Source organism: Streptomyces agglomeratus (assembly GCF_001746415.1).
Taxonomy (GTDB): Bacteria; Actinomycetota; Actinomycetes; order Streptomycetales; family Streptomycetaceae; genus Streptomyces; species Streptomyces agglomeratus.
The window spans coordinates 4292501-4308010 of sequence record NZ_MEHJ01000001.1 but is presented as its reverse complement, the minus strand read 5'-3'; the positions used below and the strand labels follow the sequence as shown (position 1 = coordinate 4308010).

Here is a 15510-nt window from a genome sequence, read left to right as displayed (position 1 = left end):
CGCACCCGCACCGACGCTCGTACGCGATCGACTCTCGTACGGGCCCGGCGCTCGTACCCGGAGCCGTCGGCCGCCCCGCCGCACACGCACGGCCACGCCCGGACGCGGCCCCACCGCCCGCGGCTGTCGGCCCAGAGGCTCACTCCCGGTTTCCGGGAGGCCCAGCTGGGGAACCTTCCGCGCCACGCACAGCCACGCACAGCCACGCACAGCCACGCACAGCCCCACCACGACGCCCCGGCAGAAAACCCGGCCCCGCAGGAACCCGTGCCGCCGCAAAGCCGTCTGGCCTCCGGGAGGCAACACACATGGAACGGCGCACACTTCTCACCTCGGCCTCGGCCCTCGCGGCCACTGTCGCGGCAGCCGCCTGCACCGGCACCACCACCGGCAGAGGCACAGGCACAGGCACAGGCACCGGCAACGGCCCCGGACCGGCCACCCGCACAGCGGCCTCGGCCACCACCACCGGCCGAACCCCACCTCCGTCCGCCACCCCGACCTGGGCCGCTCTCGCCCGAGGTCTCGAAGGCCCGCTCGTCCGGCCCGGGGACGCCGCCTACAAAACCGCCCGCCAGCTCTACAACACCCGCTTCGACACCCTGAAGCCCGCGGCTGTCGCGTACGTGGCGAACAAGGCAGACGTCAAGGAGTGCCTGGCGTTCGCCAAGGCCCACCGCACCCCCGTGGCCATCCGCAACGGCGGCCACTCCTACGCCGGCTGGTCCTCCGGCACCGGGCGTCTCGTCATCGACGTATCGAAGCTCGCTCAGGTCAGGGCGAGCGGCACCACGGCCACGGTCGGCGCCGGCGCCAAGCTCATCGACGTCTACCAGGGCCTCGCCCGTCAGGGCCGGCGCACCATCCCCGCCGGCTCCTGCCCCACCGTCGGCATCTCGGGGCTGACCCTCGGCGGCGGCCACGGCGTCGTCTCGCGTGCGTACGGCCTGACCTGCGACAGCCTCACCTCCGCCACGCTCGTCACCGCCGCCGGTAAAAGCCTGCGCTGCACCCCCACCGAGAACGCGGACCTCTTCTGGGCCCTGCGCGGTGCGGGCAACGGCAACTTCGGCGTCGTGACCGAGCTGACCTTCCGCACCCACCCGGCCCCGGCCGCCGTCACCGCGTACATGTCCTGGCCCTGGTCGAAGGCCCAGGCCGTCATCACCGCGTGGCAGGAGTGGGGCCCGTCCCAGCCCGACGAGATCTGGTCGTCCGCGCACCTTGCCGCAGGCCCTGGCGGCACCACGCCCAACGTCTCCGTCGCCGCGTTCTCGCTCGGTACGTACGGCGATCTCCAGAACGCCGTCGACCGCCTCGCCGACCGGATCGGCTCCCCCGCCCGGTCGGTCTCGCTGCGCCGCCGCAGCTACCAGGAGTCGATGCTCGTGTACGCCGGCTGCGCCGGTTTCAGCGACGACCAGTGCCATCTGCCCGGCACCACCCCCGGCCGCACCGCCCAGGGCGCGCTCGGCCGCGAAACGTACGCGGCCCGCAGCGACTTCTTCGACCGCTCGCTCTCCCCGTCGGGCGTACGGGAGCTACTCGCCCGGACCGAAGCGTTCACCCGCCTGCCCGTGTCCCAGGGCGGCGGCGGAAGCATCGCGCTGACCGCGCTCGGCGGAGCGGTGAACCGGGTGGACCCACTGGCGACGGCGTTCGTGCACCGCCGGCAGCGGATGCTCGCCCAGTACATCGGCGCGTGGCGCGCGGGCACCGCCGGCACCGCTCAGCAGGCGTGGCTGAAAAACGCCCATGGTGCGATGCGCCGGTACGCCTCGGGGGCGGCGTACCAGAACTACACGGACGCGACCCTGACGGACTGGCGGAAGGCGTACTACGGGGCGGCCGCCGACCGTCTGACGACTCTGAAGAAGCGTTACGACCCGGACAGGCTCTTCGACTTCCCCCAGGCCCTGTGAGCACGGCCCCGAGCACCTGAGGCCACCCAGACCTCGCGGGCGGGCCGCCCAGACCTCTGAGCGGGCCGCCCGTGCCCCTGAACGGGCCGCCTACGGCCCTGCACCGGCCGCCCAGGCCCTACGAGCGCGGCCGAGCACTCCAGGGCCCTGCGCCCCGGCCTGGCCTCCTACGCCCCGTCCTCAGGCAGCCAGGTCGTTGCGCGTGCTGTCCGCGCCGCGCGGTGCGGGGACCACGGCCGGCCCACCGCCGCCGTCGCCCGGGCCCAGACCGGAGCCGAGCGCCGGCCCCGCACCGGCGACCGACCCGGCACGCTGCGCCGAGCCCTTCGCCCGTACGAGCCAACCGACCTTCTGCGAACGCGAGATCGCCGCCATGAGCGGCGTCAGCAGCGCCATCGCGACCGGCGCGAGCAGCAGTGCGACCGCCGTCCCGAGGGCGAATCCGCCGATGACGTCGGTCGGGTAGTGCACGCCCATGTAGACGCGGCAGAAGCCGGCCACGACCGCCAGCCCGATCGCGGCGAGCCCGAACTTGCGGTTGGCGACGAAGACTCCGACGGCGATGGCCATCGCGAGCGTCGCGTGGTCGCTGACGAACGAGTAGTCCGTCTTGCCGGCGATCAGGACTTCGAGTCCCTTGTGGTCATTGAAGGGTCTAGGCCGTTCCACGAACCCGCGGATCGGAATGTTGATCAGCAGCGCGATCGCTGCCGCCAGCGGGGCCCAGACGAGTCCGGCCACCGAGGTGACCGCGTCGTCGTGCCTGCGCACCCTCCACCAGCACCAGAGCCCCAGCAGGACGATGCCGAGCATGGTCCCGTACTCACCGACGAACTCCATGACCCGGTCGAACCAGCCCGGCGCATCCGCCGCCAGTCCGTTGATGTCGTAGAGCAGACTGACGTCGGGGTTCGCCCCATCCAGTGCGAGTCCAGCCATCTGCCGCGGCCCCTTGCCTTGTTGCCTGCTGCGCGGCACACGTGTCTGCGTGCCGCTCCTGCGAACCCCCGTGGTTCATGCGATGCGATGCCGTGCTCTGCCGTGCCGTGCTTGGTCTGCCCTGCAGTGCCGAGGTCGGCCGCGTCGCGTGGTCAGCGCGACTGTCCCACTTCCCCAGTCCAGGGAACGCCCGGTCGGCCCCCACCGTTCCACTCTCCACCGAATGATCACGATCACGTTATCGAAGAGAGACACGTCGTCGCAGCTCAGAGGGCGGCGATAACGGAGAGTTCAAGCCATGTCACGCGCCGCCGCGAGTCCCCGGCAGGTCCGTGGGAAGCGCCTTCGCACCGTCCTCGGTCACCCGGGTCGCACCAAAGTAATCCGGCGTATCGATCTTGTCGAAGCGGATCACGGCCCCGGTGAACGGAGCGTTGATCATGTACCCGCCACCCACGTAAAGCCCTACGTGCCGGATCGCACGCGAGTTGGTGAGGTCGTCCGAGAAGAACACCAGATCGCCGGGCAACAGCTCGTCCCGCGAGGGGTGCGGACCCGCGTTGTACTGGTCGTTGGCCACGCGCGGCAGCTCGATCCCAACGGTCCGGTACGCCGCCTGAGTGAGTCCGGAGCAGTCGAAACGCCCGCCCTGCTCCGGAGTTCCGTTGCCGCCCCACAGGTACTTGGTCCCCAGCTTCTTCTGGGCGAAGTAGATGGCCCCGGCGGCCTGCCGCGACGGCTCGACCCGCCCGACGGGCCGGGCGAAGCTCTGCTCCAGGCTGGTGATGATCTTCACGTAGTTCTGCGTCTCGCGGTACGGCGGAACGCCCCCGTACTTGATGACGGCGTACGCGCCCGCGTTGTAGGCGGCGAGCATGTTCTTGGTCTGATCCCCCGGCACCTTCTTGACGTATCCGGCCAATTCACAGTCGTACGTCGCCGCCGACGGAATCGCGTCGGCCGGATCCCAGATGTCCCGGTCGCCGTCTTTGTCACCGTCGACGCCGTGGGACGCCCAGGTGCCGGGGATGAACTGAGCGATACCGCGCGCGTTGGCCGGGCTCTGCGCCTGCGGGTTCCAGCCGCTCTCCTGGTACAACTGCGCCGCGAGCAGCGCGGGATTGATGGCCGGGCAGAGGTTGCCCCACTTCTGCACGAGCGGCTGGTACAGCGCGGGCACGGCGCCTTTGGCCAGCCCGACCGCCCGTCCCCCGCCGGCACCGCCGGCCAGCCCCGCGGCCGCCGAGAAGGTCCCGACGACGAGCAGCGCGACGAAGCTCAGGCAGAGCCCGATCCCGATCCCAGTGGCCACCCAGACTTTGCGCACCCCTCAACCCTCCCCCATCCGGGACGGGTTCACAGCAGTTTTCGCGCGCGCGTCCGATGCGGCGTAGAACACGTCCGAAACGCCACGCCGCGGAACGAGGACACGGCGTTCCGAAGCCCCCCTCGGGCCGGACGGCCGATCAGACGCCGCGTCGCAGAGCCGCCCAGGTCTGCGGCCCGACGATGCCGTCGACCCGCAGGCCCTTCACGTCCTGGAAGTGGACGACCCAGCTCTCCGTACGCGCCCCGAAGATGCCGTCGACGGCGAGCGGCTGCCCGCCGGACCAGTGGTTGATGAGGCACTGCACCTCCCGCACAGCGGCACCGGACTGGCCGCGCCGGGCGGTGGCGTTGCCGTCGTAGTAGCCGCAGTAGGCGGGCGCGGCAGACTCCGCGACGGGCACGGCCGTGACGACGACGGCGGCAGGCGGGGCGGTGTACGCGGCGGCGGGCGCGACGGACAGGGCGAGCGCGCCGAGTACGGCGGCCGACGCCAGGGCGGCCCGGTGGCGTACGAGCATGAGGAACTCCCCTTCTCAGGCTGAGGAACGCGGTTGCAGTGCCGGAGATGTCCGTGTCCGCCGAATGTCGGACTATGCGCATATGCCAGGAGAACAACCCATGCGAGTGACACGCATGGGATGCATCCCGCCCAGTGGCGACAGCGACAGCAGGGACTTACGAGACGTCAGGCAGCTCGCCGCACCGGCTTGGGGCACGCTGAAGCCCGCGCCAGACCCTCACGTGAACCAAACCGCTCCCACGACGCCCACCGAGACGCCCGGTCACCCACCGGCCCCGGTGCCCGCGTACGTCCGGAATGGGAACGCCGCACCAACAACCGTCCCCGCACCCGCCGACCAGGGGCCGCACCACCCCAAAAGTCGACGCGCACCCCACCCACCAACCCGCAAGCCACCCGCGCAGCGACGCGACGCGGGAGCGCCCTTGACGCACCACCCCGGCCCACCGACACTCAAGCGCCCAGGGGCAGCCCAAAACTCCCAGAAACAACTAATTCGTCCGCCCCTGACCCCCTGGAGCGACCAATACCTTCCGCCGCGCCACGGCCGACCAAAGGTGCATAACGCCAGTCATTGCCCGGAGTCACCCAGCGTGATACACAGAGTGACCATACGCGTTTCCGAATTCAACCGGCTGGCACCGCAGGTCAACGCGGTGCTTCCAGCCATGCGTGCGGAGGTCGGGTAAAGACAGGCGCCAAGTCGACATACCAGTGCGGTTTCATCAGCGAAGATAGAGCGTGACCCCTGCCGCGTGGCGGGGGCGACGAACTACCCGACAGGGGCGGTGACTTACATGAACCTGGCAGCCGAAAAGGGCGACATCACCACCATCATCGGTGGAATCGCCCCGAACTGGGGTCCGTTCGGGACCCTGGGGAACGAAGCCCGCGTCATGATCGAGGTCGTGATGGCTGTCGCCATCCTCCTCTGCCTCGGAATCGCCATCTGGGGAGCAGCAAAACAGCGGATCGGCGCGACGGCTCTGAGGGACACGTTCAGCGCGGAGCAGGGCAAGGGCCTGATCGTCGCCGGCCTCACCGGCGTCTTCATCATCGGCTCGCTCGGCACGCTCTTCACCATCGTGTACGGGATGGCTGTTTAACCCACCGTCAGCCGGCACCGGGCGTTCCCGGCCCCACTCCCCCCATCCCACCCGTCCGTCGTGCCCATTGGCTGAGGTTGCGTCTCCCTGATGTCGAGTCACCACACCGCGTCCGCGCGGGAAGCAGCACGGCTACCGTCGTACTACGCGGAACTGCTAACGGTTGAGGGGGCGCACGCGGCATGAATCTCGGGGACGAGCACGGCTACGGCAACGACAGCGGTCGTTCGGACCGTGTCGGCGGCTCCGGTCAGACGCGCACACGCCTGCCAGAGGGTGGCGGGAGTGATGTGTACGGGGGCGCCCGACGGCCCGTACGGACCTCACGCTCCCTCATCACTGTGGTGGGCGTCGTAGTGCTGCTGATCGCGGCTATCGCGTTCGCGAATCGCGGTGGTGGAGAGACCGGCCCGGTCGACGAGGCCAAGCGAGGGGCTGGGGCGGAGCCCACGTCCGCGACGGGCGTGAAGCCGGTCGCGGGCAAGAACGGGACGATCCCGTCCGGCTTCGCACGCGACGAGCAGGGAGCGCAGTCCGCTGCGGCGAATTTCGCCGTTGCTCTCGTCTCAGCCGAGATTCTCAATCCCGACCGTCGGCAGGAGATCGTGGGTCAGATCTTCGTTCCGGTGAAGGTCCCGGAGCTCGAGGCCAAGTTCGACAAGGCGTACAACCAGGACTTCCTCGACAAGGTCGGACTCGACAAGAACGGCAATGCCGCCGAGGGAATGACGTACGTCTCGCGCACAGCGCCCGTCGGCACCAAGGTCACCGCCTACACGGACAGCACCGCAACCGTCGAAGTCTGGTGCACAGGCGTGTTCGGTACGGCAGGTGTCGGCTCGACCAACCCGGTAACCAATGACTGGTTCACCATGACGCTCGAGATCCAGTGGGCAGGCGGCGACTGGAAGGTCGCGAGCTTCTCCCAGAAGGAGGGGCCGGCCCCCGTGAACGCCGACCGTGCGGCCTCCGGTGCAGATGAGATCGCCAAGGCAGTCGACGAGTACGGAGGGTTCACTTATGCCCGGTAGCTCACGCCTGGCGCTGAAACTGGCCGCCGCCTTCACCTTCGTACAGACGATGTTTGTGCTTCTGGCAGGCCGCGCCTTGGCCGCACCGACGCCGACGCCGACTCCCTCCGCCAAAGACAACTGCGACCTCATCGTCGGGCCGGCAAAGGACTACTGCGAAGGCGGTGACGGCGGTGGTTCGCGTCTTCGCGCGCCCACCGAGCCCGCCGAGGCGCTCGACCCCCTCGCCTCCCTGGCCAAGGGGTGCGCCGACGCAGCCGCCTGGATCGTGGGGAAGCTCTCCGAGGCCGTGAAGTCGACCGCCGACGTCGATTTCACCAACCCCACTTTCCTCAAGCAGTACGCCATCGTCTTCGCCGCCTCCGCCATCCTCACCCTCGTCCTCTGGCTGCTCGCCGTCGCCAAGCGCGCCATCCGCGGCGTGCCGCTCGCGACCGCGCTGTCCGAGGCCATCGGGTTCCTCTGGCTCACCGTCCTCGCGTCCGCCTTCACCCCGCTGGTCCTCTACACGATCGTCTCCGCCACCGACGGTGTCACCGAGGTCATCGCCGCCGGCACCGGCGGGCAGACCGACGTGTTCTTCGGATCGTTCGCCGAGGCGCTCAAGAAGGGCGACGACATCGGCGGCGGCCCGATCATGCTGATCGTCGTGTCCCTCGTGACGATCCTCGCGGCGGGAATCCTCTTCCTGGAGCTGTTCATCCGCGCCCTGCTCCTCTACGTCGGCGCGCTCCTCGGCGTCGTCGTCTACGCCGGGCTCGTCGACAAGAACATGTGGGGCCACGTACGCCGCTGGGCCGGCATCATGATCGCCGTCATCATGGTCAAGCCCGTCATCGTGATCGTCCTCGGCCTCGCCGGGGCCCTCTCCGCCGACGACGGACCGAACGCCTTCTCCGCCGTCGTCTCCGGTCTGGCCATCATCCTGCTGGCGATCTTCGCCTCCGGCATGATCTACCGCTTCGTCCCCGGCTTCGGCGACGAGATCGCCGCCGCCCGCAGCAACCGCAACAAGGCCACCGACGGCGCCCAGGCGGCCGCCGTCATCAGTTCCCCCGCCGCCCTCGTCTCGCAGGGCATCAAGGCGCACAGCAGCCGTGGCGGAGGCGGCGGCGACCGGGGCGGCAACAGTTCGCCGTCCCGTCAGGCCAACGCCGTCAGCGGCGGCGTGGCCGCCCACAGCGCCCGCGGCTCCGGCGGCGGGTCCGGCGGCGCCCCCACGGGCGGAGGCGGCGGAGTCGTCCCCTCCGCCGCACCCTCGCCCCGTAGCAACAGCACTCACACGAACCGCGGTACCGGAAGCACGAGTACCGGCAACAACAGCACAGGAGGTGCAGGGCGTTGACGACGCAGTCCCAACCGATCACGCCCCGCCGTACGTATCTCATCGGCCGCGCCCGGCCGAGCGCGATCGTCGGCAAGAACCGCGAGACCGGCGAGATCGCGCTGATCATCGCCGGCGCGTTCCTCGGCATGATGAGCGGGCTGCTGGTCCCCGTCCTGTCCCTGCGGATCGTGCTGCTCATGGGCTTCCCGATGGTGGCCCTGATGGCGGTGTACGTCCCGTACAAGCACCGCACCTTCTACAAATGGTTCGAGATCAACCGCAGTTACAAACGCACCCTGCGCAACGGCACGACGTACCGCAGCGGCGCCATGGAGGCCGGTGTCCGCAGCGACGGCCGTGAGGTGGAGGTCGGCCCGCCGCCGGGCATCGGGCGTATCAACTGGCTCGCCGCCCCCTTCGGCCCCGACGAGATCGCCGTACTCCTGCACGCCGACCGGCGGACGGTCACCGCCGCCATCGAGATCGAGGGCCCCGGCGTCGGCCTGCGCGACAGCGAGGACCAGGAAGCCCTGGTGGACCGTTTCGGCACGCTGCTCAAGCACGTCGCCAACGGCGACGGCTTCGTGACCCGCCTCCAGATGCTCGCCCGCACCCTCCCCGCCGACCCCGACGCCCACGCCAAGGACGTCGCCCAGCGCGGCGACACGCACGCTCCCGGCTGGCTGAAGGACTCGTACGACCAGCTCCAGTCCATGGTCTCAACGTCCAGCGAGCAGCACCGCGCCTACCTCGTCGCCTGCATGCACTACTCCCGCGAGCTCGCCGCCGAGGCCAACGCCATGGCCCGCGCCGCCCGCCCGCACGGCGGCCGCAGGCTCGACCGCGACTCCGGCCTCGCCGTCGTCATGGCGCGCGAGCTCACCGACATCTGCGCGCGGCTCGCGGAGGCGGACATCCGGGTGCGCCAGCCCCTCGGCCAGGGCCGCCTCGCGTCCCTCGTGCACTCGATGTACGACCCCGACCACCCCATCGACCACATCCAGGCCATGACGAAGCGCAACGCCTGGCCGGCCGAGCTGGACGCCATGGAGGCGACGTACCTCCAGGCCAAGACGCGCGAGTCGTCCACCCGCGCCCCCTGGTGCCACGCCACCGCCTGGGTCAAGGAGTGGCCGATGACGCCGGTCGGCGTCAACTTCCTCGCCCCGCTGCTCGTCCACACCCCCGACGTGATCCGTACCGTCGCCGTCACCATGGACCTCGAACCCACCGAGATCGCCATCGAGCGGATGCTGACGGAGAAGACCAACGACGAGGCGGAAGCCAGCCGTCAGGCCAAGATGAACCGCACCGTCGACCCGCGCGACATCGCCGCGCACGGCCGGCTCGACCAGCGGGGTGAAGATCTCGCGAGCGGCGCGGCGGGGGTCAACCTCGTCGGGTACATCACTGTGTCGTCGCGTTCACCCGAGGCGCTGGCCCGCGACAAGCGGACCATCCGGGCCTCGGCAGGCAAGTCCTATCTGAAGCTGGAGTGGTGCGACCGCGAGCACCACCGGGCGTTCGTCAACACCCTGCCGTTCGCCACCGGTATCCGTCGTTAGCCGAGAGGGCAGACCCGCCATGCGAGATCCGCTGTCCGCCGTCACGGATGCCTTCACCAGCTTCCTCTTCGGAAAGGTCGAGACGACCAGACTTCCCGTCCGTACGTCGACGGGGCAGGCCCAGGCCGTGTACCTGCCCACCGCCGCTCCGGGCCTCGGCGACTCGGGCGTGATCATCGGCCGTGAGGTCTACAGCGGCAAGGGATACATCTACGACCCCTTCCAGCTGTACGGACAGCAGCTCCCGGCGCCGCACTGGCTGGTCCTCGGCGAGTCCGGCAACGGCAAGTCCGCGCTGGAGAAGACGTACGTACTGCGCCAGCTGCGCTTCAAGGACCGCCAGGTCGTGGTCCTCGACGCCCAGGGCGAGGACGGCATGGGCGAGTGGAACCTCATCGCCCAGGAGCTGGGGATAACCCCCATCCGGCTCGACCCGACGGCGGCCCTCAACGGCGGCATCCGCCTCAACCCCCTCGACCCGTCGATCACGACCACGGGACAGCTCGCGCTGCTCCGTACGATCATCGAGGTCGCGATGGGGCACGGCCTCGACGAGCGCTCCGGCTTCGCGCTCAAGGTCGCCCACGCGTACGTGAACGAGACGATCATCGACCGCCAGCCGGTCCTGACGGACATCGTCGAACAACTGCGCCACCCGGAACCGGAGTCGGCCGAGGCGATGAACGTCGACCTGGACGACGTACGGGCCTGGGGCCTGGACGTCGCCCTCGTCCTGGACCGCCTCGTCGACGGTGACCTGCGCGGCATGTTCGACGGCCCGACGACGGTCGGCATCGACCTCGACGCGCCGCTGATCGTCTTCGACCTCTCCCACATCGACCGGAACTCGATCGCGATGCCGATCCTGATGGCGATCGTCGGCGTGTGGCTGGAACACACCTGGATCCGGCCCGACCGCAAGAAGCGCATCTTCCTGGTGGAGGAGGCGTGGCACATCATCAACAGCCCGTTCGTCGCCCAGCTCTTCCAGCGGCTGCTGAAGTTCGGCCGCCGTCTGGGCCTGTCCTTCGTGGCGGTCGTCCACCACCTGTCCGACGTGGTGGACGGCGCGGCGGCGCGGGAGGCAGCAGCGATCCTGAAGATGGCCTCGACACGGACGATCTACGCCCAGAAGGCGGACGAGGCCCGGGCCACCGGGCGGGTGCTCGGCCTGCCGCGCTGGGCGGTCGAGATCATTCCGACGCTGACCCCGGGCATCGCCGTATGGGACGTGAACGGCAATGTCCAGGTCGTCAAACACCTGATCACGGAAGCGGAACGCCCCCTCGTCTTCACGGACCGCGCGATGACGGAGACCTCGGCGGACATGATCGCCGACGACCTGCGAGCCGCGGAGTTGGAGGCGGAGCAGCGGGCGGCGCTCATCGAGCAGCAGATGAACGAGTCCTCGTCCTCGGAATCGACGGTCGCCTGACATGAGACAGCACCACGACGGGCGGCACGGCCACCAGCAGCCGGGGGAACGCGGCATCCCCGACTCCCTGCTGGTCGGCCTGCTGGCGTTCCTGCTCGGCCTGACGATCCTGGCATGGCTGGCGACGGGCCTCGCGGGCCTGTTCGCCCGCGGCGCGTGGCCGGACGGCGTCACCTTCGCCCGTACGCCGCTGGCCCTGCGCCGCCTGTTGGGCGCCCCGCAGGACATCGCGGCCGCATGGCCGGACACACCGCCGGACCAGTTGTCGGGGTACGGACTGTTCTGGGGCCTGCTCATCGGCGAGCTGATGGTGGCGTGCGTACTGACGATCTTCGTGATCGGCGTACTGGCCCGTCTGAAGGCACAGCGCGAAACGGCGAGAGCGGCGGCGACGACGGCGAAGCAAACCGGGGCGGAGCCGCACTACAACCGCCCCGCCGCCCCGCCGCACGCCGGCGCCGGTACCCGTCCGGGTGACGCGGAAGGCACGGGCGCCGGCCACGTACCCGCGGCTGTGCCCCACACCGGCGCGGGTGCGGCCTACGCGGATTACAAGGATTACGCGGACTACGCGGGTCACGAATCCGCCGCTCTGCCGCACCCTGATCATGCCGGCGGCAGCGCCAGGACAGGTGTCCACGGACCCGGTCACGAATCCGCGGCAAGGCCCGAGCCGGCCGCCGCCCACACCCCGGGCACCGAATCCGCCTCAAGCGTGTCCGCCGCCGCACCCCTCCACGCCGCCGCCACTGCCCCCGGCCCGCACCCCGGCGTCCACCCCGGTACCCACCCCGGTACCCACCCGCCAGGGAGCCAGGCCGCCACGAGCCCGTACCTCCCCACTCGGTCCGCCTCCGCCGTCCCGGCCCCCCGTACGCCCCGTCTGCTCTACGGCAGCCCTGAGGCCCGCCGACCCACCGCCGTGCAGGCCGTCCTCGACGCCGAGGGTCCGGCGCTCGTCGTCACTTCCGACCCCAGCCTCTGGGCCGAGACCAAGGGCGCGCGGGCCAAGCTCGGCCCGGTCCTCGTGTACGACCCCGGGCACCTGTGCGACACCCCGGCCCGCCTCCACTGGTCGCCCACCACCGGCTGCGACCGCTCCGATATCGCCGCCGCGCGAGCGGTGGCCCTGCTGGCGCCCATACGGCCCCAGGCGCGGCTCGACGCCGCGATGGCCGACACCGCGGAGACGCTGCTGAGCAGTTGGCTGCACGCCGCCGCCGTCGACGGCCGCCCCTTCCGGCAGGTGCACCGCTGGGCGCAGGGCCACAGTGCGCACGAGCCGGTACGTATCCTCCGCACCCACCCCGAGGCGTCGAGCGGCGCCGCGGGCCTCCTGGAGTCCGCCCTCACGGCGTACCCGGAACGTCGCGAAATCGCACAGGAGTTGACCGTACGGGCGCTCGCCGCGCTCTCCTCGGTTCATATTCGCGAGGTCTGCACACCCAATCGAAACGATTCGGTCACCTTGGAATCATTCGCGGACGAAGGGGGCACCCTTTATGTGGTGGGTGAAGCAATCGAGGACCCGAAGTCGCGTCCCGGGGCGATGCCTCTGCTCACCGCACTCACCTCAAGCGTGGTCGAGCACGGCCGCCGCATGGCCGCACGGTCATCCGACGGTCGGCTCGACCCACCAATGACGTTCGTCCTGGACGACGTCGCGGCCGTGGCTCCGCTTCCCCAGCTTCCGGAGCTGCTGTCGACCGGTCAGGACCAGGGCCTGCCGACCCTGGTCCTGCTCCGCTCCCAGGAGCAGGGCCGTGCCCGCTGGCCGGACCACACCCTGGCCGCCGGTTAGCGCGGGCCCCCGGAAGCCGGCGACCGCACCGCCACCATCTCGTACTCCTTCGCCGCCGGGTCCCCCGGCGGCGCCATCGTCACCCCGCTCCGTACGAACCCGGCCTTGGTGTAAAGCGCCTCGGCCCGCCCGTTGCGCTCGTGCACGAACAACCGCACCTGCTCCGCACGGGGCTCCGTGAGCGACCACGCCCAGTCCAACGCCGCTCCGAGAAGCTCCTGCGCCACACCGGTGCCCCGCGCCTCGGGCCGTACGAAGACTCCGACCACATGGACCTGGTCGACCTCGGGCGAAGGGGCGAAGTGGGCTTCCGCACCAGCCCGTTCGACGATGCCGGTGACGGACCCCACCCACCGCCCGTCCGGCGTCTCCGCCACGAACTGCCGCACGTGACCGCCCGCGACCGCCCCGTCCGTACGCTCCTGCCAGAAAGAGTCAGGCTGGGTCAGGGCCTTCTCGTACGTATCCAGGAACGCGATGTCCGCCGCCGGGTCCTGGAGCGCGGCAAGCCGCAGCTCTTTCACCCGGGGCCACTCGCCGGCGTCACGTACAGGTCGAATCACATAGTCCATGCCCTGATGCTCACCCGTCCCCGGCCGCCAAACCAAACAGTTTTGCCGGCCGCCCGACGGCCCCAGAACACAGAAAAGCCCCGCACCATAAGGTGCGGGGCTTTCCCACAATAATTGTTCGGCGGCGTCCTACTCTCCCACAGGGTCCCCCCTGCAGTACCATCGGCGCTGAAAGGCTTAGCTTCCGGGTTCGGAATGTAACCGGGCGTTTCCCTAACGCTATGACCACCGAAACTCTATGAAGTTGAACAAACCGGAAACGGCACAGTTCGTTACTTCAGAACTAACACAGTGGACGCGAGCAACTGAGGACAAGCCCTCGGCCTATTAGTACCAGTCAGCTCCACCCGTTACCGGGCTTCCACATCTGGCCTATCAACCCAGTCGTCTACTGGGAGCCTTAACCCCTCAAAGGGGGTGGGAATACTCATCTCGAAGCAGGCTTCCCGCTTAGATGCTTTCAGCGGTTATCCTTTCCGAACGTAGCCAACCAGCCATGCCCTTGGCAGGACAACTGGCACACCAGAGGTTCGTCCGTCCCGGTCCTCTCGTACTAGGGACAGCCCTTCTCAATATTCCTACGCGCGCAGAGGATAGGGACCGAACTGTCTCACGACGTTCTAAACCCAGCTCGCGTACCGCTTTAATGGGCGAACAGCCCAACCCTTGGGACCGACTCCAGCCCCAGGATGCGACGAGCCGACATCGAGGTGCCAAACCATCCCGTCGATATGGACTCTTGGGGAAGATCAGCCTGTTATCCCCGGGGTACCTTTTATCCGTTGAGCGACAGCGCTTCCACAAGCCACTGCCGGATCACTAGTCCCGACTTTCGTCCCTGCTCGACCCGTCGGTCTCACAGTCAAGCTCCCTTGTGCACTTACACTCAACACCTGATTGCCAACCAGGCTGAGGGAACCTTTGGGCGCCTCCGTTACTCTTTAGGAGGCAACCGCCCCAGTTAAACTACCCATCAGACACTGTCCCTGATCCGGATCACGGACCGAGGTTAGACATCCAGCACGACCAGAGTGGTATTTCAAGATTGACTCCACACACACTGGCGTGCATGCTTCAAAGTCTCCCACCTATCCTACACAAGCCGAACCGAACACCAATATCAAACTGTAGTAAAGGTCCCGGGGTCTTTCCGTCCTTCTGCGCGAAACGAGCATCTTTACTCGTAGTGCAATTTCACCGGGCCTATGGTTGAGACAGTCGAGAAGTCGTTACGCCATTCGTGCAGGTCGGAACTTACCCGACAAGGAATTTCGCTACCTTAGGATGGTTATAGTTACCACCGCCGTTTACTGGCGCTTAAGTTCTCAGCTTCGCACGCCCGAAAGCGCACTAACCGGTCCCCTTAACGTTCCAGCACCGGGCAGGCGTCAGTCCGTATACATCGCCTTACGGCTTCGCACGGACCTGTGTTTTTAGTAAACAGTCGCTTCTCGCTGGTCTCTGCGGCCACCCCCAGCTCACGGAGTAAATCCGATCACCAGTGATGGCCCCCCTTCTCCCGAAGTTACGGGGGCATTTTGCCGAGTTCCTTAACCATAGTTCACCCGAACGCCTCGGTATTCTCTACCTGACCACCTGAGTCGGTTTAGGGTACGGGCCGCCATGAAACTCGCTAGAGGCTTTTCTCGACAGCATAGGATCATCCACTTCACCACAATCGGCTCGGCATCAGGTCTCAGCCTTAACGAGGGACGGATTTACCTACCCCTCGGCCTACACCCTTACCCCGGGACAACCACCGCCCGGGCTGGACTACCTTCCTGCGTCACCCCATCGCTTACCTACTACCACCTTGGACCGGCGGCTCCACCACTTCCCTTTGCCCGAAGGCTCCAGGACGGCTTCACGGCCTTAGCATCAATGGATTCGATACTGGGCGTTTCAAAGCGGGTACCGGAATATCAACCGGTTGTCCATCGACTACGCCTGTCGGCCTCGCCTT

11 protein-coding genes and 2 rRNA genes (1 of these 13 running past the window's edge) are annotated in these 15510 nt (G+C 68.5%); 7 read left to right on the top strand and 6 right to left on the bottom strand.

What is annotated here, in order from left to right; genetic code table 11:
* The first annotated feature begins 308 nt into the window (after window positions 1-308).
* On the top strand, window positions 309-1922 hold the full coding sequence (locus tag AS594_RS18725; protein ID WP_069935175.1) for an FAD-binding oxidoreductase: 1614 nt from the start codon (window positions 309-311) through the stop codon (window positions 1920-1922).
* Between the two features lie 180 nt (window positions 1923-2102).
* Here the strand turns inward: AS594_RS18725 and AS594_RS18720 are convergent, their stop codons facing one another.
* The 3 genes from AS594_RS18720 to AS594_RS18710 form a co-directional block, all read right to left on the bottom strand.
* Window positions 2103-2861, bottom strand: a complete 759-nt coding sequence (locus tag AS594_RS18720; RefSeq protein WP_069932558.1) for a phosphatase PAP2 family protein — start codon at window positions 2859-2861, stop codon at window positions 2103-2105.
* A gap of 301 nt (window positions 2862-3162) precedes the next feature.
* Window positions 3163-4173: a C40 family peptidase gene (locus AS594_RS18715; RefSeq protein ID WP_107358085.1), complete on the bottom strand. Its 1011-nt coding sequence runs from the start codon at window positions 4171-4173 to the stop codon at window positions 3163-3165.
* Between the two features lie 154 nt (window positions 4174-4327).
* Entirely contained in the window at window positions 4328-4708 is a 381-nt protein-coding gene (locus tag AS594_RS18710; RefSeq protein ID WP_069932559.1) for a peptidoglycan-binding domain-containing protein, read from the bottom strand.
* A 799-nt stretch (window positions 4709-5507) separates the two neighbouring features.
* Here AS594_RS18710 and AS594_RS18705 point away from each other — a divergent pair.
* From AS594_RS18705 to AS594_RS18680, 6 genes are all read left to right on the top strand, one after another.
* Entirely contained in the window at window positions 5508-5816 is a 309-nt protein-coding gene (locus AS594_RS18705; RefSeq protein ID WP_028814667.1) for a hypothetical protein, read from the top strand.
* 182 nt (window positions 5817-5998) lie between these two features.
* Complete coding sequence (locus tag AS594_RS18700) at window positions 5999-6847, top strand: DUF8175 domain-containg protein (RefSeq protein ID WP_069932560.1); 849 nt, start codon at window positions 5999-6001, stop codon at window positions 6845-6847.
* Window positions 6837-8192, top strand: coding sequence for a hypothetical protein (locus AS594_RS18695; RefSeq protein ID WP_176742707.1), 1356 nt, complete (start codon window positions 6837-6839; stop codon window positions 8190-8192). Before AS594_RS18700 ends, AS594_RS18695 begins: the two co-directional genes overlap by 11 nt.
* Window positions 8189-9739, top strand: a complete 1551-nt coding sequence (locus AS594_RS18690) for an SCO6880 family protein (RefSeq protein WP_069932561.1) — start codon at window positions 8189-8191, stop codon at window positions 9737-9739. Before AS594_RS18695 ends, AS594_RS18690 begins: the two co-directional genes overlap by 4 nt.
* A gap of 19 nt (window positions 9740-9758) precedes the next feature.
* On the top strand, window positions 9759-11174 hold the full coding sequence (locus tag AS594_RS18685; RefSeq protein ID WP_069932562.1) for an ATP-binding protein: 1416 nt from the start codon (window positions 9759-9761) through the stop codon (window positions 11172-11174).
* A gap of 1 nt (window position 11175) precedes the next feature.
* Window positions 11176-12975: a type IV secretory system conjugative DNA transfer family protein gene (locus tag AS594_RS18680; protein WP_069935174.1), complete on the top strand. Its 1800-nt coding sequence runs from the start codon at window positions 11176-11178 to the stop codon at window positions 12973-12975.
* Here the strand turns inward: AS594_RS18680 and AS594_RS18675 are convergent.
* From AS594_RS18675 to AS594_RS18665, 3 genes are all read right to left on the bottom strand, one after another.
* Window positions 12972-13547, bottom strand: a complete 576-nt coding sequence (locus AS594_RS18675; RefSeq protein WP_069932564.1) for a GNAT family N-acetyltransferase — start codon at window positions 13545-13547, stop codon at window positions 12972-12974. The genes AS594_RS18680 and AS594_RS18675 overlap by 4 nt on opposite strands.
* A gap of 116 nt (window positions 13548-13663) precedes the next feature.
* A 5S ribosomal RNA gene (gene rrf, locus AS594_RS18670) occupies window positions 13664-13780 on the bottom strand.
* A gap of 74 nt (window positions 13781-13854) precedes the next feature.
* A 23S ribosomal RNA gene (locus tag AS594_RS18665) occupies window positions 13855-15510 on the bottom strand (it continues 1469 nt past the right edge of the window).